This window comes from Microbacterium sp. MEJ108Y (genome assembly GCF_000834175.1).
Lineage (GTDB): Bacteria > Actinomycetota > Actinomycetes > Actinomycetales > Microbacteriaceae > Microbacterium > Microbacterium forte.
This window is the reverse complement of sequence record NZ_JXQX01000032.1, coordinates 34,962-53,575: the sequence shown is the minus strand read 5'-3', so window position 1 is coordinate 53,575 and position 18,614 is coordinate 34,962. Positions and strand designations below refer to the sequence as shown.

Here is an 18,614-nt window from a genome sequence, read left to right as displayed (position 1 = left end):
ACCCTATCTATGCGTTCGAATACACCATGAAGGCTTTCGGATTCCTCTCTTTCGGGCACTATGCAGACGTGCCCGGTTCGGCGACCCGCACCGCGGGAGACATGCTGAAGCAGACCATCGAGATCGCGGAGGGTGCAGACGAGATCGGCGTGAACGGCGCCTCGGTGCGCGTTCACCACTGGGCACGGCAGGCCGCCTCGCCCATGCCGCTGCTGTCGGCCATGGCCGCGCGCACGAAGCGCATCGAGGTCGGCACCGGCGTGATCGACATGCGGTACGAGAACCCCTTCCAGTTCGCCGAAGAGGCCGCTGCCCTCGACCTGATCGCCGACGGGCGCATCGCGCTCGGCGTGAGCCGGGGGTCACCCGAGACGGCTCTGCGCGGCTATGAGACCTTCGGCTTCCACGACGAGGAAGACCCCGAGCGGGGCAGCGTGATCGCGCGTGAGAAGTTCGATCTCTTCCTCCGTGCCATCGACGGTGAGGGTCTCGCCCCCGGCGACCCCCGCATGGTCGGCGCCGGGCGCTATCTCGCGATCGAGCCGCAGTCGCCGACTCTGCGCGACCACATCTGGTGGGGCTCCGGGTCACGGGCCACGGCTGAGGAGACCGGGCGCAAGGGCCTGAACATGATGAGCTCCACGCTTCTCACCGAGGCGACGGGCGTGCCTTTCCATCAGCTTCAGCGCGAGCAGATCGACCTCTTCCGCGCCGCCTACAAAGAGGCAGGGCACACCGGTGCACCGCGAGTCTCGGTCAGTCGCAGCGTCTTCCCGTTGGTCTCCGACATGGACAGGGCCTACTTCGGGCTGCGCAGCGAGGAGAACGCCGACCAGATCGGCATCATCGACGGCTTCCGCTCGACGTTCGGCAAGACGTATGCGGCCGAGCCGGACGTGCTCATCCAGCAGCTCCTGGCCGACGAGGCGGTCATGTCGGCTGACACACTGCTGCTGACGATCCCGAACCAGTTGGGGCCCGCCTACAACCTCCACGTGCTCGAGTCGTTCGCGACGCACGTCGCTCCGGCTCTCGGCTGGAAGCCGAACACCGAAGGGCCTGTGCAGGGCGATCCGGTCTGACGACCTGTCGGCTCGGGCGACGAAAGGGCGGATGCTGACAGCGTCCGCCCTTTCCTTGTCGCGGACCGCGGATTCCGGGCTGACCGTGCTCTGCGGTGCGGAGGCGTCGGTCAGGCGGGGTGGACGACGCGAAAGCGCTCGCAGATGATCGGCATGTCGGCCTCGAATCCCCGGGGGTTCTCGGAGTGGGCGCGCCAGTACCGCTCGTGCGATTCGCGCCAGTAGGTGAGGGTGCGGTCTCCCTCTCCTTCCGCGTGCGCGTGCTCGTCGGTGACCTCGTCGAAGGGCACAGTGCGGACCGCGGTCGTCTCGAGCACGGCGCGCGGAGCGCCGGATCCGTCGAGGATGATGCTCAGCTCTCCGACGTACGGCTCGGGGTCACCCGTCTCGTCGTAGTCCCACTGCGAGGAGGCGGTGCCGGTCTTCACGCCGGCGAGGACGAGCGCGAGCAGAGAATCGGCATGGTCGGGCGTCGCGCCGAAGGCCCAGGCGCCGGGCGTCTGCTCCGGAAGCGCAGGATTCTCTGCGCGGACATGGTTCCAGAAGGCGGTGAGCGCGGCACTGTCGGTCATGCGGCAAGCCTATTGCCGTGCTACTTGGCGGCGGGGCCGAACAGCTCCTCGCCGTGCTCGTGCAGCAGCCGGTAGGCGTCGGCGAAGGTCTCGGGCTCGGGTTCGCCCGGCTTGCCGTACTTGGCGATCAGCAGACCGAGCAGACCTCGGGCAGGCGGGGTGAGCGGTTTCATCTCGGTGGGGTCACCGGGCTTCGGCTCCGCACGCTCGGGGTTCGGCGGCGTGTAGGCGGGTGTCGTGACGGGCCAGTCGGCGGGATGCCGGGGCTGGTCGAGGTTCACGGCGGCGAAGAGCGTGTTGGCCGACTGGTCGCGGTCGTTGAGCGGCTTCAGGCCGTGCAGGCGCGAGAGGGTGGCCGTGACCGACCCGTGGTGCATCTCGTCGTGGACGATGGTTCCTCGACGCGTGTACGCCGACACCGCGATCGCCGGCACACGGCATCCGAGTCGATCGAACGTGAAACCCATCTCGCCCGCCCCGGTGTCTTTCGTCGGCTTCGTCGCCGAGGGGGGAGGCACATGGTCGTAGCACCCGCCGTGCTCGTCGAAGGTGATGAGCAGCAGGGTGTTGACCGCGTTCGAGCCCTGGGGCGACGCGCTGGTGCGCACCGCCTCGTAGATGTCGTGGATCAGACGGTCTCCGGCCCGGACATCGGAGATCGCGCTGTCGTAGACGGGCTCGCCGTCGACGACACTCTCGCGAGGCGACCCGAACGGCGGGTGGAAGTCGTTGTGGTCGTAGACCATGCGCGGTTCGATGAACGCGTATGCCGGCAGGGTGCCGTTCTTCGCCTCTGCGTAGAAGTCCTCCATCGTGCCGAAGTGCTCGGTGCGCCAGTACTTCTCGAGCACTGCGGCGTGCAGCATCCCCGTGAACGACACCAGCTGGAGCTTGTCGATGTAGATCTTCCAGCTGACCTTCTCGTCTTCGAGCCGATTGAACACCGTCGGCGCCGCAGGGGCGTCGAGCCACTTGCGGTAGCCGCCGCCCGCCTGGTTGGTGACGAAGCCATGCGAGGTCGACGCGTGGAAGAACGACCGGTTGCAGAACGTCTGCGACGGCACCCCGGCATACCAGTGGTCGAACACCGCGAACTCGGAGGCGAGCGTCGACAGCACGGGCAGCATCTCAGGGGAGAAGGAGCCCATGATGTGCGCGGCCTCCTCGGGCTTGGGCTCGACGCCCTTGCGCAGGCGGCGGAAGTTGATGATGTAGTCCTCGAGGAACCCCGACATCGTCGCCTTCTCGCCGTGCGTCGGTGCGTTGAACGGGGCCGACATCTGATCGACGAACAGGTCGGCGTTGTCCTTCGGGTCGACCGTGCCGAAGATCTGCGTGTTGACGTGCGGATACTCCTCGCCCGGGTCGGGGTCGGGCAGGCTCATGATCCGGTCGGTGTCTCCGGTGTAGACGTGTGCGTCGACGACCGTGCCGTCGGCCGCGGTGTTGCTGTGCGTGCCGAACGCGAGACCCTCGAACTTCTCGCCTTTCGGAAGCGTCTCCTTCGAGTACAGATAGCCCAGCAGGTTGTCGAACGACCGGTTCTCGCCCATCACCACGACGAGGTGGTCGAAGCCGGGTTCGCTGCGCGGAGTCAGAGCGGCGAACGGATCGGGGTCGGAGGCGAAGCCCTTTCGCTGATTCGCGACGTTCACACCGATCGCCGCACCTCCGGCGCCGCCGATCACGGCGCCGGCCAGTGCGGCGCCGCCCATCTTGAGGAATCCTCGCCGGGAGGGCTCAGGCGCGGTGGGGGACTCGCTCTGTTCTCCGGTCACGATGCCGATCCTAGGACGCGGAGGGTGTCGTCGCACGGGATGCGGAACGCGGCGCCGCTACGGTGGGGGGCATGAGCTACGCAGGAGAGTCCTCGATCGAGGCGCGCGTCCGGGCGGTCACTGCCGATTTCGGTCGCCGTCAGACGCGGCTGTTCGTCACGTTCGCGCTGATCGAGGGTCCGGTGCTGCTGCTCCTCGCTGTCGCGATCTACGGCTTCGAGCTCATCGATCCCGAGATCGGGATCTGGTTCATCGTCGCCGTCGCGGTGATCGGCGGGTTCCTGATGAGCATGCTCCTCATGCGGCTGGTGCAGGCGAGAGCTCGCGCGGTCGCGCAGGCCAAGGGCGAGAACCCCTTGTTCTGACACCCTGCCCGGACACACCAGCCGCCGACGGATGACACCCGCACCCCGGTACGCTGGAACCCATGCTCAATATGGCTGACGGCCTCGTCCGTCTCGGCGCGCTCGCCGAGAACCCGGTCGTCCGCACCCTCGCCGGGGCGTTCGAGGCAGCGGGCTTCGACCTCGCCGTGGTCGGCGGACCCGTGCGTGACGCGCTGATCGGCAGGCCGACGCACGACCTCGACTTCACGACGAACGCGATGCCGGACGACATCCTGCGCATCGTCAAGCCGATCTCGACCGCCCAGTGGGACATCGGCCGCGCATTCGGCACCATCGGCGCGCGTGTGCAGGGCGAACAGGTCGAGGTCACGACGTACCGGGCCGACAGCTATGACGGCGTGACCCGCAAGCCGACCGTCGAGTTCGGCGACACGATCGAGGCCGACCTGCACCGACGCGACTTCACCGTCAACGCGATGGCGCTGCTCGTGCCGGCTGTGAAGCTCGTGGACCCGACCGGGGGAGTCGAAGACCTCATCGCAGGTGTCCTGCGCACGCCGGCGAGCCCTCACGTGTCGTTCGGCGACGACCCGCTGCGGATGCTGCGCGCCGCGCGCTTCAGCGCTCAGCTCGGCTTCCGCATCGACGACGACACGTTCGACGCGATCACTCAGCTGCGAGCGACTCTCGAGATCGTGAGCCCGGAGCGCATCCAGTCGGAGCTCGTGCGGCTCATGCAGACCGACGACCCCGTGCGCGGCATCCGCGTGCTCGTCGAGACAGGTCTGATCGAGGAGTTCCTGCCCGAGGTGAGCGCTCTGCGGCTCGAGGTCGACGAGCACCACCACCACAAGGACGTCTACGAGCACTCGCTCACGGTGCTCAACCAGGCGATCTCGCTCGAGCAGTCGCGCAACCCCGGGGCTGAACCTGACGTCGCACTGCGCATCGCCGCGCTTCTGCACGACATCGGCAAGCCCCGCACTCGCAAGCTCGAAGACGGCGGCGTCGTCACCTTCCACCACCACGACGTGGTCGGGGCGAGAATGGCGCGCAAGCGTCTGCAAGCGCTGCGGTTCGACACGGACACGACCGAGGCCGTGTCGAAGCTGATCGAACTGCATCTGCGGTTCTTCGGCTACGCCGAGGGCGCCTGGACGGATGCCGCGGTGCGCCGCTACGTGCGCGATGCGGGCGACCAGCTCGAACGCCTGCACATCCTCACTCGCGCCGACGTCACCACGCGGAACAAGCGCAAGGCAGGGCGGCTCGCCTCGGCCTACGACGACATCGAGTCGCGCATCGCCGCGTTGCGCGAGCAGGAGGAGCTCGACTCCATCCGCCCGGAGCTCGACGGCAACCAGATCCAGAGCATCCTCGGCATCGCGCCCGGCCGCGAGGTCGGCGAGGCATACCGATTCCTGCTCGAGCTGCGCCTCGACGAGGGTGTCATCGGAACGGATGCCGCTGAGCAGCGCCTTCGCGAATGGTGGGCCGCCCGGGCCTGAGCTCGCTCCGCGGGCGGGCACACCTGGGGATGCCCGTACGGCAGGTGCATGCCCAGAACACGCATGTCACCCTGCATCCGTGATCCGAGCATTCACCTGCGCGTGGATCTGAGTGCGCAACCGGAATATCGCGGGTACCGCCCGCGGCATCCGGCTCCTACACTGAGGTAACGCTCCACCGACGACGAATGGAGACGCCGTGGTTGTGTCGTGGCAGGTGTCACGTGATGGCCCTCCTGAGGCCTCTCGTCTCCTGATCGAGCGCGCGCATGAAGAGCTGATCGCCGGCAACCTCGAAGATCATCGACTGCAGCAGGTGCGTCCTCTCGTCCGTGAGTCGTGGGTGCGGTCGTGGCGAGGCCGGGTCGGGCCCGAGGAGGCGCCGCGGATCGAGCTGGTGACCGAGGAGCTCGAGGCCTATCGACTCGCGCATCCGCTCGCATCCGCCATGGACATGATCCGCGCGCTGCTCCTGCCCGGCACCCCCGAGGAGGCGGGGGTCGTCGTCGCCGTGGGCGATCAGGCCGGTCGGCTGCTGTGGATCGAAGGCGACCGCCAACTGCAGTCGCTCACCGAGGGCATGGGATTCGTCGCCGGCGCGAACTGGGCAGAGAACGCCGTCGGCACGACGGCACCGGGCACGGCTCTCACCCTCGATCAGTCGGTGCAGATCCGCGGGGCCGAGCACTACAACCGGCTGGTGCATCCGTGGTCGTGCACCGCGGCACCGGTCCGCGACCCCGAGACGCGGCGGGTGCTCGGAGTGATCGATGTCACGGGTGGTGACGAGGTCGTCTCGACCCAGGCGCGGTTGCTGGTCGACGCCACGGCGCGCGCCGTCGAGTCCGAGCTGATGGTGGCGCGGCTTCGGGCGCGCAGCGAGGCCCCACGCCCCGCGACGTTCTCGTCGCGCGCCAAGCCCACGACCCGCGCGACCCTGCACGTGCTCGGGCGAGACAGAGCGCGTCTCGAGACCGAGACCGAGCTCGAGGAGTCGATGATCGAGCTGAGCGCCCGACATGCCGCGATCCTGCTCATGCTCGCAGTGAACCGCCAGGGCCTGTCTGCCGAGCGACTGAGCGAACTCGTGTACGGACCCGAAGCGTCTGCCGACACGCTGCGTCCTGAGATGGTGCGCCTGCGCAAGGTTCTCGAGAAGCACGCGCCCAGCCTCGTTCCGGAGTCCCGGCCCTACCGACTGACGGTGCCGCTCGAGACCGATGCGCACGACGTGCTCTCGCTGCTCGACCGAGGCGCACATCGTGTCGCCCTCACCGCCTATCGCGGCCCTGTGCTTCCCGAGTCGACCTCGCCGGGTGTGGAGGAGTTCCGTGAGTCGGTGAGAGCGGCGCTGCGCGAGACGATGCTGTCGGAGGCGAGTCTCGACGTTCTGTTGGAATACGCCGAGATTCCGGAAGGGCAGGGGGATGCCGCGGCGCTGCGTCTCGCTCTCGAGATGCTGCCGGCCCGGTCTCCGAAGCGCGCCGGACTCGTCGCGCGCATCGAACGCATCGAAGATCGCTGACCCGGGGTCATCCGGCTGACGGATCCCCGCCCGGCCGCCCACACGCCGACGGCATACCCGCCATCCGGGGAAGTATCAGCCGTTCGACGGATGCCGCCATGCCCGCCCCGCAACCGTTCGCAACGTTGCGCATCGGGACGCAACGTGCGGCGACCTACCGTCGGATCACAGCCGCACGGCATCGGAGCCGCGGCCCGTCGAAGGAGTCACCGATGACCATCGTCGAAGAAGACGTGTCCACCGCATCCGCGTCGTCCGCCTACGCCGCTCCCGGTCAGCAGGGCGCCATCGCGACCTACCGGCCCCGATACGGCCATTACATCGGCGGCGAGTTCGTGGACCCGGTCAAAGGGCAGTTCTTCGACAACGTCAGTCCGGTCAACGGCAAGCCCTTCACCGAGGTGGGCCGCGGAACAGTCGAAGACATCGACCGCGCGGTCGACGTCGCGTGGAAGGCGTTCGCGAGCTGGGGCAAGACCAGCCCGGCTGAACGATCGGTGATCCTCAACAGGGTCGCCGATCGCATCGAGCAGCACCTCGAGGAGATCGCCGTCGCCGAGACCTGGGAGAACGGCAAGCCCGTGCGCGAGACGCTCGCGGCCGACATCCCCCTCGCAGTCGACCACTTCCGGTACTTCGCCGGCGTGCTCCGTGCGCAGGAGGGCGGCATCAGCCAGCTCGACGAGAACACCGTCGCGTATCACTTCCACGAGCCCCTCGGAGTGGTCGGCCAGATCATCCCGTGGAACTTCCCGATCCTGATGGCGGTGTGGAAGCTCGCGCCGGCGCTCGCCGCAGGCAACTGCGTGGTCATCAAGCCCGCGGAGCAGACCCCGGCATCCCTGCTCTTCCTCTTCGACATCATCGGAGACCTGCTGCCGGCCGGTGTCGTGAACATCGTCAACGGCTTCGGCATCGAGGCGGGTGCACCGCTCGCGCAGCACAAGCGCATCCGCAAGGTCGCCTTCACGGGTGAGACCACGACGGGGCGCCTGATCATGCAGTACGCGTCGCAGAACCTGATCCCGGTCACCCTCGAACTCGGAGGCAAGAGCCCGAACGTCTTCTTCGAGGATGTCGCGCGCGACACCGCCGACCCGTTCTACGACAAGGCGCTCGAGGGCTTCACGATGTTCGCGCTGAATCAGGGCGAGGTCTGCACGTGCCCGTCGCGCGCATTGATCCAGCGGTCGATCTACGACGGGTTCCTCGCCGACGGACTCGAGCGCGTCGGCAAGGTGATCCAGGGCAACCCGCTCGACCCGGCCACGATGATCGGCGCGCAGGCGTCGAACGACCAGCTGGAGAAGATCCTCAGCTACATCGACATCGGAAAGCAGGGCGGCGCGCGGCTGCTCACGGGAGGCGATCGCGTCGACCTCGGCGGCGACCTCAGCGACGGGTACTACGTCGCTCCCACCGTGTTCGAGGGCACGAACGACATGCGCATCTTCCAGGAGGAGATCTTCGGGCCGGTGCTGTCGGTCACCTCGTTCGACAACTTCGACGATGCGATCTCGATCGCCAACGACACGCTCTACGGTCTGGGCGCCGGAGTCTGGAGCCGCAGCGGTGACACGGCATATCGTGCGGGGCGTGCGATCGAGGCCGGTCGCGTCTGGACCAACACGTATCACCAGTACCCGGCGCACGCAGCGTTCGGTGGATACAAGCAGTCGGGCGTCGGGCGCGAGAACCACAAGATGATGCTCGACCACTACCAGCAGACCAAGAACCTCCTGGTCTCGTATGCGGAGGGCCCGATGGGCTTCTTCTGAGCGAAGCCCGCCTCCGGTAATTGAGCGAGGAGCGAAGCCCCGAGACGAAACGCGCTGAGCCGCTCGCCGCGTTTCGTCTCGGTCGGCTTCGCCGTCCTCGCTCAACGACCGGGAGCTGACGAAAGGTAGGAATCATGGTGAGCATCGGCACCTATCAGCGGGTCGACGTGACGGATGCCGCGGCATCCCTCATCCGCGACCTCAGCGCGCAGCATGGCCCGCTGATGTTCCACCAGTCGGGCGGATGCTGCGACGGATCGTCGCCCATGTGCTACCCCGTGGGCATGTTCATCACAGGTCCGGGCGATGTGCTGCTGGGCGCACTCGACGTGGCGTTGGACGCCCCGGTCGAGGTCTTCATGTCGGAGTCGCAGTTCGAGTACTGGAAGTACACGCACCTCACGATCGACGTCGTGCCGGGGCGTGGCGCGGGGTTCTCGGTCGAGGGACCGACGGGAATGCGGTTCCTGATCCGCTCCCGGATGCTGAACGACGCGGAGCTGGAGTACTTCGGGCTGGCGGGTTCGGCGGGTTGACGACCGCGGACTGATGCCACGTCACGCCGCCGGCGGCGCTCAGCGGGGGAGGCGCGGAACGGCGTCGACCAGCGCCCGCGTGTACGGATCCTGCGGGGCATGCAGTACGGATGCCGTGGCACCCTGCTCGACCACGCGACCGTTCTGCAGCACGACCGTCCGGTCGCACGCCGAGGCGATGGCCGTGAGGTCGTGCGACACCATCACGAGCGACAGGCCGTTCTCGCGGCGCAGGCGGTCGAGCAGTTCGAGCACCTGCACCCGGGTGGTGACGTCGAGCGCGCTCACGGGCTCATCGGCGAGCAGAACCCGCGGACGGGAGACGACGGCCCGTGCGATGGCGATGCGCTGACGCTGTCCGCCCGAGAATTCATGGGGATAGCGGTGCGCGGTGTCGGCGGGAAGGCCGACCGACTCGAGGGATTCGGCGATGCGGCGCTGGGCGTCGGCACCGGATGCCAGGCGCAGTGACCGAAGCGACTCGCCGATGATGCGGTCGATGCGCTGACGGGGGTCGAGCGACGAATACGGGTCTTGGAACACGGGCTGCACGCTCGCGCGGAAGCGACGCATCTGCGCGCGATCGCGCAGCGACAGAGGCTCGCCGTCGAACAGCACCTGCCCCACCCGAGGCGCGGCGAGGCCGAGCAGCAGGCGCAGGATCGTCGATTTGCCGGCACCCGACTCGCCCACGAGGCCGAGAGTGTCACCCTCGTCGAGGCTCAGCGAGATGTCGTCGAGCACTCGCCGGGATCCGTAGGCGAAGCCCGCGCCGCGCAGTTCGAGAAGGCTCATCGCTCACCCTCCGCGGTGTCGAGGAACGCATCGAGTGCGCGGGCGCTGTCGACCAGCATCCGCGTGTACGGCTGCGCCGGGCTCTGCAGCACCTGTGCCACCGCGCCCTGTTCGACGACGAGCCCGTCGCGCAGCACCACGATGCGATCGACCATGCGCGACACGACGGCGAGATCGTGGCTGATGAACAGCAGCGCCATGCCTCGCTCGGCGACGAGACGCTCGAGCAGGGCGAGCACGGCGTCCTGCACCGTCACGTCGAGAGCGGTCGTCGGCTCGTCGGCGATGAGCAGCTGCGGCTTGGCGGCGAGGGCGATCGCGATCGCGACCCGCTGCCGCTGACCACCCGAGAGCTCGTGCGGGTAGGCGCGCGCGATGCGCGGGTCGGTGAGAGAGACCTCGTCGAGGGCGGCCGCCACCGCAGAACGCAGCTCGGCGCCGCGCAGTCCGAGATGACGGCGCAGCGGCTCGGCGATCTGTCGTCCGACGCGCATCAGCGGATCGAGCGCGGTGATCGGCTCCTGGAACACGATCTGCGCGACGGGTCCGCGCAGAGGCCTGAGGTCGGCATCCCGCGCGCCGACCACCTGGTGCTCGTCGAGCAGCACCGACCCCGAGACCGTGAGGGAATCCGGCAGCAGACCGGTGACGGCGAGCGAGGTGAGCGACTTGCCCGACCCGGATTCGCCGATCAGGCCCAGACGCTCTCCGGGTGCGAGTGAGAACGACACATCGCGCACGAGCGCGCCCGATGCCGAACGCACGGTGAGGCCTGAGACGTCGAGGATGCTCATCGGCTCCTCCTGCGGGTCGGGTCGGCGAGATCGCGCAGGCCGTCGGCGAGGAAGTTGACTCCGAGCACCAGGGCGATGATCGCGATGCCGGGGGCGATCGCGCCCACCGGGGCGGTGAGCACGGTGCCTTGAGCCTCCTGCAGCATCCGACCCCACGAGGCGTTGGGCGGCGGGGCGCCGAGTCCGAGGTACGACAGGCTCGCCTCGGCGAGAACGGCGGCACCGAACTGCAACGCGAGACTGACGGCGAGTGTCGGCGCGATGTTGGGCAGCACGTGCTGCATCACGATGCCGAGAACACCCGTGCCGCTGGTGCGCGCGGCGGTGACGAACTGCTCCTGCAGCACACGGCGCGAGAGGATGCGGGTGAGACGCGCGACGACTGCCGACATCGCGAGACCGATCGCGAGCACCGCAGACCAGAGCGAGGCGCCCTGCACGGCGACGACGAGCATCGCGAGCAGCAGCACCGGGAACGCGATGACGACGTCGAGCCCCGCTGACAGCGTGTCGTCGACCCAGGGGCGGGAGAAGGCGGCGATCAGGCCGACGATCGTGCCGAGCACGGCGGCGATCGCGACAGAGCAGGTGCCGACGATCAGAGCGATCCGCGCACCCCACATGAGCTGCGACAGCAGGTCACGGCCGAGACGGTCGGTGCCGAGCAGGTGCAGGGCGCTCGGGCCCTCGAGGCGGCTCCCACTGGTGTCGGCGAGCGGGTACGGCAGCCAGAACAGCGAGACCAGGGCGATCAGCACGATGACGCCGGTGAGCGCGAGTCCGATCAGCAGGGTCGCCTTCGGTCGGCGCCGCACGGGGACGGAGCCGGTGATCAACTGCTCGGCGACGCGGCTCATCGGTTGCCCGAGACGCTCGTGCGCAGACGCGGATCGATCAGGCGCTGCACGATGTCGGCGGCGAACCCGACGAGCAGCACGAAGAGGGTGCTGACCACGAGGACGCCCTGGATGACCTGGAAGTCGTGCTGCTCGATGGCCGACAGCAGCAGGCTGCCGAGACCGGGGAGAGTGAAGACGCTCTCCACCACGACCGCGCCGAGGAGCGTCGTCGACAGCTCGATTCCGAGGATCGCGACGACGGGCACCGAGCCGTTGCGCACACCGTGACGCAGAAGCGCTTCGGCAGTGCCGGAACCCCCGGCCCGGGCGGTGCGCAGGTAGTCGCTGCCGATCACGTCGAGGGTGGCCGACCGCACGTACCGGCTGAGAGAGGCGCTCATCACGATCACGATCGTGATCACCGGCAGGGCGAGCGAGCGCAGGGCATCGGCCGGATCCTCCCAGTCGTCTCGGGGGAAGCCGCCCGAAGGCAGCAGGCCGAGTCCGAGAGCGAAGACCCAGACGAGCACGACGCCCACCCAGAAGACGGGAACCGCGACGCCGAGCTGCGCGAAACCGGAGAGCGCGATGCCGTACCAGCGGTCGGACTTCACAGCCGCGGTGATGCCGATCACGAGCGAGACGAGCAGCGCGACGGCGAACGCGATGAGCGTGAGCGGAAGGGTCACGGCGAGGCGGTCGGCGATGTCGGGGCCGACCGGACGCGAGCTCAGGAAGGACTCACCGAGGTCGAATCGCAGCAGCTGCCCCGCCCAGGTCGTGAACTGCTGCAGCAGGGGCTGGTCGGAACCGACCTGCGCGCGGGCCGCGGCGATCTGCTCAGAAGTGGCATTGACCGAGAGCAGGGCGTTCGCCGGGTCGCCGGGAAGCAGGCGCAGCAGCACGAAGATCGCGATCATCGCGACGACGAGCGACACCACGAGGAAGGCGAGACGGCGGATCAGATAAGCGAGCATGGCTGTTCAGGATGAGGAGGGGGATGCCGACGCGCGGCATCCCCCTCGCGCGTCAGGACTTGACGATGTCGTAGGCGAAGAACTGGGAGTTCAGGCCGTTGACCGGGTATCCGCTGAGGTCACTCGAGGCGACCACGATCTGCGGGTAGAGGTACAACCATACGCTCGCGGCATCCTCGGCGATCTTCTCGTTGACCTGCTTCAGCAGGGCGGTCTGCTCGTCGGTCGTGGCTGCCTGCTCGGCCTCCGCGACCCACTGCTGCACCTGGGCGTCGTTGTATCCCCAGTAGAAGTCGGGGTTGCCGTACCAGACCACGTCACGGTCGTTCACGTGCTCCTGGAGCGTGGCCTCGAAGTCCTGCTCCTTGAACACCTTCGTGTACCACTCGTCGGCGCTGATCGTGTTGATCTCGACCGTGATGCCGACCTCCGCGAGCTGTGACTGCAGGAACTCCGCCACGGCGGGGTGCGGGTCGTAGCTCGGGGTGTCGAGCGTGAACGTGAAGCCGTCGGCGTAGCCGGCCTGAGCGAGCAGATCCTTCGACAGCTCGACGTCGTAGGGGTTCACCGCGGTGAGGTCCTCGTACCAGGGGTCGGTCGGCGGCACCATCGAGCCGATGAGCGTGCCGTAGTCGCCCCAGATCGACTCGAGGAGCTTCTGGGTGTCGATCGCCGAGTAGATCGCCTTGCGCACGAGTGCGTTGTCGAAGGGGGCGACGCGGTCGTTGAAGGCGAGCAGCTCCTTCGTGGTCGAGGTTCCCTCGCTGATCACGTAGTCGTCGTTGTCGAACTGCGCGAGCGAATCCGGGCTCTGCACGCTCGTGATCACGTCGATCTCGCCCGTGGCCAGAGCGTTGTTCTCGGCGGTCGCGTCGGTGAAGTAGGTGTAGACGACCTCGGCGTTCTTGGCCGGCTCGCCCCAGTAGTCGTCCCAGCGCTCGAGCGTCAGGGTCGAGCCCTTCTTCCACTCGTCGAGCGTGTAGGGCCCGGTGCCGTCTTCCGACCCGGTGATGTCGCCGGCCTCGTCGTTCACGACCCAGACGTAGCTGAGGTTGTAGAGGAACGAGATCGACCGCTGCGACAGCGTGAAGACGACGGTCTGGTCATCGGGGGTCGCGATGTCGGCGATCGTCTTGAAGCTCGACTTGCGCGCCGACACGGAGTCCTCGGCGGTGACGGCCTCGATGCTCGATTTCACGTCGGCGGAGGTCAGCGGGTCACCGGAGTGGAAGGTCACGTCGTCGCGCAGGGTGATCGTGTAGGTGAGGCCGTCGTCGGACACCTGAGCGTCTTCGGCGAGAAGCGGCTCGACCTCGCCGTCGTCGGTCAGGCGGTAGAGGCCCTCGTAGACGTTGCCGGTCAGGGCCTCGGTCACGCCCTGGCCGCCGCCCTGCGTGTTGCTCAGGTTGGTGGGCTCGTACAGCGACCCGATGAAGATCGTGGCGTCTTCGCTCGCGGCGTCGTCGGTGGCGCCCGACGCGCATCCGGCCACGAGGGCGAGCGTGGCCACGGCGCCGAGCGCGCCGAGGATGCGGGTTCTTCTCATGAGTGCTCCAGGGTGAGAGTGTGCGGCGTCACGCCGCGTAGATGTCGAAGCCGTCGCGGAAGACGACGTTCTTCTCGCCTGCTCGGATAGGCAGGGGGAAGCGGTTGGATGCCGGCGGCAGCGGGCAGTTGTACTGGGCGCTGAACCCGCACGGCGGCACGAAGGCGCGGTTGAAGTCGAGCACCACGGTGCCCTCGTCGTCGCGCAGCTCGACGAACAGGAAGCGGCCGGATCCATAGGACTCGGCGCCGTTCGTCTCATCGCCGAACACGAGCAGCAGGGTGCCGCCGTCGTCGAAGGCGGCCAGATCGTATTCACGGCCGTCGAGCTCGAAGTGGATGTCGCCGGGGACGACGAGCTCGCGTGTGCCGCCGTTGTCGCGGATGTGCTCGAACGACACTCGGCGATCGCCGGACACCGGGGTGAAGTGGCCCTCGAGCACCCACGCAGGGTCGTAGTCGTAGGTGTCGATGCGGTCGAAGGCGCGGATCGCCGGTGCATCGGCATCCCACAGACGCAGTCCGTGCTCGGCCTCGCCGGTCTCGATGTTCGTGCGCTGGATCCGCGTCACGGTCACCGTGTCGGATGCCGCCTGCTGCTCGGCATCCAGATCAGGCGCCTCGCCCGTCCAGCGGGTCTCGATCAGGGCGAGGTTGCCCGTCGCGGACGTGACGGAGGCGCGGCGCTCGGCCTGCCACTGGGTGTGATCTTCGCGTTCAGACATCACCTTCCATTCTCTTGCATGCAGAAGAGGGTGGGGCCGGGTCCGTCACTCGAGGTAATGCGCGATGACAGGCATTCGCGAGAGTGCACGAATGCCGCCTTCCGGAGGGCCTTTCTGTCCGCATTTCGTGCATCATTCCGCGGGATTCGACCGGTTCGGTCGAGTCTCTCCGACGCAACGGAATGCAACGTATGCCGGTATACCATTACTCATATACGCGCAGAGTTGTCAGTCCCCAGCTGACCCGCGCGTATGGACGGTTCGACCGTCCTGCGGAGGGAGTGTCAGATCTCCTTCTGATCCCGAGGGGGGATGGGGTGGGAACGCTGATCCCCAGTCAGCACCCACCCCCACAACCCACCCTCGGGGGCTCCCGCTCAGAACGATCTGGACCAGAACCAGAACGCCGCAAAGGCGATCATGAAGACCACCGGCACCCACGGGAAGCTGCGCTTCAGTCTGCGTCCTTCGTGCGCGACGCCCGGCGGCGGCGACAGCAGGCCGGCCGGTGGCGCAAACGGAAGCCGCTCGCCTGCAGGCCGCGGTGAGGCGGCCGGGGACGCGGATGCCGCAGCCGGCTGATTCTCGAGGAGCAGACGCTCGTCTCTCCATCGTTCCCATTGATCGAGCTTCGTGATCAAGGCGCCGACGGCGCCGAACAACCACGCCCAGGTCGCTGGGTCGAGCGTCGACACCCTGCGCTGCGTGTAGAGGAACATCCAGTCGTCGACGATCTCGACGTCGAGCTCGGCGGCGTTGTCGATGAACCGGGCCATGATGTCGGGGCTGAACAGATACAGCGCGTCTCGCTCGTATCCCTCGGGGCAGTAGAGGGTGAAGTACTCGTCGAAGTCGCCCTCGAGCGACAGCCGCTGCTCGCGCTGGAACGACGCCGGCAGGTTCGATCCGAATCCGTTGTTGCCCTTGGCGTCGAGCACGATATTGGGCAGCGGCACGTCGAGCTTCACCGCGACATAGCCCCAGCGGTAGGTGGTCGAGCTCTTGCCTCGCTTCACCGTGTACTGGTAATTGCCGAACTCGACGAACCGAGGCGTCGTGCCACGCACGAGATCCGTCGACATGCGCGAGCCGCCGAGGCTGAAGATCATCCCCGGCAGCGCGGGGGCAGTCACTCGTCCCTCGTACGACATCCCGTTCGCCTGAGCGAACCGGTGCAGTCGATAGCGCGTGACGCGGGCGCGCCGCCATCCGACGAACGACCCGATGGCGATCACGACGGCGACGGCGCCGAAGATCACCAGCGGAACGATGGCGAACCCGGATCCGCCGGGCGTGGAGACCATGCCGACGATGGTCGTGAAGACCACAGGCACCACGATGATGGCCATGAGCGCGATGACGACGATCGCGATGATGCTCGCGCCGTTCGTGCCGCTGGACCCTCGGGCTCGAAGCTCGGCGGCGAACGCGGTGACAGCCTTCGGATCGACCGGCTCGGTGAGCGGAGCGGCGTCGAAGGACGCCGCGGACGCGGGCCGCGGAGTCGTCATCGGTTCACCTCGTCGGCATCCCAGGTCAGGTCGGCGTTCTCGGGGATCGGGAAAGCCTCGAGACGCTCGTCGGCGCAGATCGCGGCGACGAGTTCGGCGGACCCCGCGACGATGGTCGAGTCGTAGTCGATCTCGCTCACGAGGGTCCACGCGTGGTCGTCCGGCCACAGGATCGTCGGGCTCTGCGCCGACGGCGGGAAGCCGTGCTCCTCGCCCGGACGGTCGCGCCAGGGTACGTCGAGCACCCAGTCCGCGCGGGCGAAGTCGCTGACCGCCCCGCGGAACAGCACGTGGTCGCGCCCGGGGAGGCGGAACCGCGGTCCTTCCGAGATCTCGCGTGACAGGATGCCCTCCTGCCACGTCGGCTTGCGGAAGGCGTTGTTGAGAGGGTCATGGATGCTGCGGTCGAGCATCGCCTGGTGATTCGGCTCGTCGTTGAACGTGAAAAACATCCGGGACGGTGAATGGCCGAGGTGTCCGACGAGACCGCCCCGACCTTCCCAGAGCGCCGCGAAGCCGGCATCCGGAGTCGTCGTGTGGGTGGTGAGGTGCCCGGCGATCACGGAGAGCATCTCCGGAGAGACTTCGCCCTCCATCGGCCCCGTGAACTCTCGGCCGTCCGGTGACAGACGCAGGTTCCAGTCACCGTCGATCGGGGTGCGCACGATGCGCTGCCACTGAGCCGACGGGTGCAGGGTCGTGCCGAAGGCGGATGCCGTCTCCGCCCACGTCGCGGGCTCGTCGACGTACTGATCTCTCAGGCTCAGATGCTCGGCCTCCGACATCCGCTCGTACTCCTCGTAGGAGGGCACGGGGCGGTCGGGCAGAGAGCGCACGGTCGCGGGATGCAGGATGCGGGCGTACGCGGGGAACCCGTGCGGCACGACGTCGTGCATCGTCGCTTTCCACGGATCGTCGAGGCGATCGCGCAGCCAGTCGCCCGCCGAGGTGTCAGAGATCCACTGCATGCGACCCACGGTACCTGCGAGGCATCGGTTCACCTGCCCGCGCGGCGGAGGGGCGCATGCTCGACGTCGAACGAGGGTCAGACGAAACGCCGAGGGCATCGGTGCCCGCGCCCGTTTCGTCTCACCCCGCCTGCTCCGCGAGCTGCCCGGGAAGACGCTTGCCGAAGGGGCTTCAGTGCACCTTCGAGCGCCCTCCATAATCGGAGGGTGAGTTCGACTGCAACCATCCCCTCGCTCGACGGCCGCCGGTTCCTGATGGTCTCCTCGACCACCTCGGCTGTCGACCCCGAATCTCCCAGCGAGTTCGTCTATTGGGAGAAGGACGGTGCGATCTGGGGTGACTACTCCGGTGACACCGTCACCTTCGGGCGCTTCGTCGGCACCCGCACCGGCGACACCATCTGGGTGTCGTTCGTGCACGTGCTCGTCTCAGACGGCGCCGTCGTGACCGGAGACGGCGAGAGCCAGCTCGAACTCACGGATGACGGCCGCATCCGTCTCGTCGAGCACTACGAGATGCACGGACTGCCGCAGCTCAGCGTCTGCGAAGAGCCCATCGCGGCCTGATCGGGCGTTTCGTCTCGGTCGGCTTCGCCGTCCTCGCTCGACCACCGAGTTCCGCGTCAGCGTGGCGGCAGCATGTCGCGACCCGGCGTCGCCGGAGTCCATCGCGTCATGCCCAGCGGTGTCGCCAGGTCGCGCTCCGGCAGGTCGCTCGGCAGCAGGAACGACCGGCGGATCACCTCGTCGAGCACGACCACGCTGACGACGGTGCGCACCTCGGGCAGCTGCGCGACGACGCCGGTCGTGAACTCGTGCACACCGCTCACGTCGACGGCACGGATGAGCAGCATGGCGTCGTGCTCGCCCGTGGTGATGGCGCACCACTCGACGTCGGGCATCTCGAGCACGCTCTCGCGGAACGACGCCCAGGCCTGCGGATGCACGGTGACGAAGACGAGCGCACCGATCGACAGCCCCGCCTTGGACTGATCGACCCGCGCGCTGAACCCGGTGATGACGCCGTCCTGCATGAGCGTCTCGACCCGCGTGTAGGCGTTCGCGCGAGAAATCCCCACGGTTTCGGCCAGCGCGGCGATCGAGATCCGACCGTTATCGCGCAGCGTCTCGAGGATTCTGTATCCGATGTCGTCCAGTGGGGCGGCACTTCGTCCAGATTGCTTCACGGCTTCGTCGCTCTTGGTGGACACAATGCTCCTCATGGGCGGGGTCTTGGACAGACTGTGATGACGTCTGCATTCTTGCTGGACACATAGTCCCATACAATGCGAATCTGATCACCGGTCGTCCACCCGGCGTCGACCGAACCCGAT

18 protein-coding genes are annotated in these 18,614 nt (G+C 67.7%); 7 read left to right on the top strand and 11 right to left on the bottom strand.

What is annotated here, in order from left to right; all coding sequences use genetic code 11:
- Nucleotides 1–26: 26 nt before the first annotated feature.
- The gene (locus RU09_RS14295; protein ID WP_042541541.1) at nucleotides 27–1,082 is read left to right on the top strand and encodes an LLM class flavin-dependent oxidoreductase; all 1,056 of its coding nucleotides are present in this window, start codon (nucleotides 27–29) and stop codon (nucleotides 1,080–1,082) included.
- 110 nt (nucleotides 1,083–1,192) lie between these two features.
- Here the strand turns inward: RU09_RS14295 and RU09_RS14290 are convergent, their stop codons facing one another.
- Nucleotides 1,193–1,654, bottom strand: a complete 462-nt coding sequence (locus tag RU09_RS14290; RefSeq protein ID WP_042541540.1) for an ASCH domain-containing protein — start codon at nucleotides 1,652–1,654, stop codon at nucleotides 1,193–1,195.
- Nucleotides 1,655–1,674: 20 nt separating this feature from the next.
- Nucleotides 1,675–3,432: an alkaline phosphatase family protein gene (locus tag RU09_RS14285; protein ID WP_042541539.1), complete on the bottom strand. Its 1,758-nt coding sequence runs from the start codon at nucleotides 3,430–3,432 to the stop codon at nucleotides 1,675–1,677.
- Between the two features lie 71 nt (nucleotides 3,433–3,503).
- On the opposite strand from RU09_RS14285, the gene RU09_RS14280 reads away from it, so the two are divergent.
- The 5 genes from RU09_RS14280 to RU09_RS14260 all read left to right on the top strand — a co-directional run bounded on the left by RU09_RS14280 (nucleotide 3,504) and on the right by RU09_RS14260 (nucleotide 9,126).
- The gene (locus RU09_RS14280) at nucleotides 3,504–3,797 is read left to right on the top strand and encodes a hypothetical protein (RefSeq protein WP_042541538.1); all 294 of its coding nucleotides are present in this window, start codon (nucleotides 3,504–3,506) and stop codon (nucleotides 3,795–3,797) included.
- Between the two features lie 62 nt (nucleotides 3,798–3,859).
- Nucleotides 3,860–5,287 carry a CCA tRNA nucleotidyltransferase gene (locus RU09_RS14275; protein WP_042541537.1) on the top strand — a complete coding sequence of 476 codons (1,428 nt, stop codon included), beginning with the start codon at nucleotides 3,860–3,862 and terminating at the stop codon, nucleotides 5,285–5,287.
- A gap of 199 nt (nucleotides 5,288–5,486) precedes the next feature.
- Nucleotides 5,487–6,812, top strand: a complete 1,326-nt coding sequence (locus RU09_RS14270; RefSeq protein WP_042541536.1) for a GAF domain-containing protein — start codon at nucleotides 5,487–5,489, stop codon at nucleotides 6,810–6,812.
- Nucleotides 6,813–7,024: 212 nt separating this feature from the next.
- The gene (exaC, locus tag RU09_RS14265; protein WP_042541535.1) at nucleotides 7,025–8,590 is read left to right on the top strand and encodes an acetaldehyde dehydrogenase ExaC; all 1,566 of its coding nucleotides are present in this window, start codon (nucleotides 7,025–7,027) and stop codon (nucleotides 8,588–8,590) included.
- A 134-nt stretch (nucleotides 8,591–8,724) separates the two neighbouring features.
- Nucleotides 8,725–9,126, top strand: coding sequence for a DUF779 domain-containing protein (locus tag RU09_RS14260; protein WP_042541534.1), 402 nt, complete (start codon nucleotides 8,725–8,727; stop codon nucleotides 9,124–9,126).
- A gap of 39 nt (nucleotides 9,127–9,165) precedes the next feature.
- Here the strand turns inward: RU09_RS14260 and RU09_RS14255 are convergent, their stop codons facing one another.
- The 8 genes from RU09_RS14255 to RU09_RS14220 form a co-directional block, all read right to left on the bottom strand.
- Nucleotides 9,166–9,921, bottom strand: coding sequence for an ABC transporter ATP-binding protein (locus RU09_RS14255; protein WP_042541533.1), 756 nt, complete (start codon nucleotides 9,919–9,921; stop codon nucleotides 9,166–9,168).
- On the bottom strand, nucleotides 9,918–10,715 hold the full coding sequence (locus tag RU09_RS14250; RefSeq protein ID WP_042541532.1) for an ATP-binding cassette domain-containing protein: 798 nt from the start codon (nucleotides 10,713–10,715) through the stop codon (nucleotides 9,918–9,920). Before RU09_RS14250 ends, RU09_RS14255 begins: the two co-directional genes overlap by 4 nt.
- A complete protein-coding gene (locus RU09_RS14245) occupies nucleotides 10,712–11,572 on the bottom strand; it encodes an ABC transporter permease (protein ID WP_042541531.1) in 861 nt (286 codons plus the stop codon). The genes RU09_RS14250 and RU09_RS14245 overlap by 4 nt, the downstream gene beginning before the upstream one ends.
- A complete protein-coding gene (locus RU09_RS14240; RefSeq protein ID WP_042541530.1) occupies nucleotides 11,569–12,531 on the bottom strand; it encodes an ABC transporter permease in 963 nt (320 codons plus the stop codon). The genes RU09_RS14245 and RU09_RS14240 overlap by 4 nt, the downstream gene beginning before the upstream one ends.
- Before the next feature lie 52 nt (nucleotides 12,532–12,583).
- Nucleotides 12,584–14,077, bottom strand: coding sequence for an ABC transporter substrate-binding protein (locus RU09_RS14235; RefSeq protein ID WP_042541529.1), 1,494 nt, complete (start codon nucleotides 14,075–14,077; stop codon nucleotides 12,584–12,586).
- Nucleotides 14,078–14,105: 28 nt separating this feature from the next.
- On the bottom strand, nucleotides 14,106–14,801 hold the full coding sequence (locus RU09_RS14230) for a DUF1684 domain-containing protein (RefSeq protein ID WP_042541528.1): 696 nt from the start codon (nucleotides 14,799–14,801) through the stop codon (nucleotides 14,106–14,108).
- Between the two features lie 377 nt (nucleotides 14,802–15,178).
- On the bottom strand, nucleotides 15,179–16,312 hold the full coding sequence (locus tag RU09_RS14225; RefSeq protein WP_042541527.1) for a hypothetical protein: 1,134 nt from the start codon (nucleotides 16,310–16,312) through the stop codon (nucleotides 15,179–15,181).
- Complete coding sequence (locus RU09_RS14220) at nucleotides 16,309–17,280, bottom strand: hypothetical protein (protein ID WP_042541526.1); 972 nt, start codon at nucleotides 17,278–17,280, stop codon at nucleotides 16,309–16,311. The genes RU09_RS14225 and RU09_RS14220 overlap by 4 nt, the downstream gene beginning before the upstream one ends.
- Before the next feature lie 207 nt (nucleotides 17,281–17,487).
- Between RU09_RS14220 and RU09_RS14215 the strand changes: the two genes are divergently transcribed.
- Nucleotides 17,488–17,847 (top strand): hypothetical protein, encoded by a 360-nt coding sequence (locus RU09_RS14215; RefSeq protein ID WP_231567606.1) that lies wholly within the window; start codon nucleotides 17,488–17,490, stop codon nucleotides 17,845–17,847.
- A gap of 56 nt (nucleotides 17,848–17,903) precedes the next feature.
- Here the strand turns inward: RU09_RS14215 and RU09_RS14210 are convergent, their stop codons facing one another.
- Nucleotides 17,904–18,491 carry an Lrp/AsnC family transcriptional regulator gene (locus tag RU09_RS14210; protein WP_228385602.1) on the bottom strand — a complete coding sequence of 196 codons (588 nt, stop codon included), beginning with the start codon at nucleotides 18,489–18,491 and terminating at the stop codon, nucleotides 17,904–17,906.
- Nucleotides 18,492–18,614 lie beyond the last annotated feature (123 nt).

Bases quoted from the DNA above. Each gene is read 5' to 3' on its own strand.
- RU09_RS14225 (WP_042541527.1), bottom strand. From the start codon at position 16,312: ATGACGACTCCGCGGCCCGCGTCCGCGGCGTCCTTCGACGCCGCTCCG.
- RU09_RS14245 (WP_042541531.1), bottom strand. From the start codon at position 11,572: ATGAGCCGCGTCGCCGAGCAGTTGATCACCGGCTCCGTCCCCGTGCGG.
- RU09_RS14290 (WP_042541540.1), bottom strand. From the start codon at position 1,654: ATGACCGACAGTGCCGCGCTCACCGCCTTCTGGAACCATGTCCGCGCA.
- exaC (WP_042541535.1), top strand. From the start codon at position 7,025: ATGACCATCGTCGAAGAAGACGTGTCCACCGCATCCGCGTCGTCCGCC.
- RU09_RS14235 (WP_042541529.1), bottom strand. From the start codon at position 14,077: ATGAGAAGAACCCGCATCCTCGGCGCGCTCGGCGCCGTGGCCACGCTC.
- RU09_RS14260 (WP_042541534.1), top strand. From the start codon at position 8,725: ATGGTGAGCATCGGCACCTATCAGCGGGTCGACGTGACGGATGCCGCG.
- RU09_RS14230 (WP_042541528.1), bottom strand. From the start codon at position 14,801: ATGTCTGAACGCGAAGATCACACCCAGTGGCAGGCCGAGCGCCGCGCC.
- RU09_RS14255 (WP_042541533.1), bottom strand. From the start codon at position 9,921: ATGAGCCTTCTCGAACTGCGCGGCGCGGGCTTCGCCTACGGATCCCGG.
- RU09_RS14240 (WP_042541530.1), bottom strand. From the start codon at position 12,531: ATGCTCGCTTATCTGATCCGCCGTCTCGCCTTCCTCGTGGTGTCGCTC.
- RU09_RS14250 (WP_042541532.1), bottom strand. From the start codon at position 10,715: ATGAGCATCCTCGACGTCTCAGGCCTCACCGTGCGTTCGGCATCGGGC.
- RU09_RS14220 (WP_042541526.1), bottom strand. From the start codon at position 17,280: ATGCAGTGGATCTCTGACACCTCGGCGGGCGACTGGCTGCGCGATCGC.
- RU09_RS14280 (WP_042541538.1), top strand. From the start codon at position 3,504: ATGAGCTACGCAGGAGAGTCCTCGATCGAGGCGCGCGTCCGGGCGGTC.
- RU09_RS14295 (WP_042541541.1), top strand. From the start codon at position 27: ATGAAGGCTTTCGGATTCCTCTCTTTCGGGCACTATGCAGACGTGCCC.
- RU09_RS14275 (WP_042541537.1), top strand. From the start codon at position 3,860: ATGCTCAATATGGCTGACGGCCTCGTCCGTCTCGGCGCGCTCGCCGAG.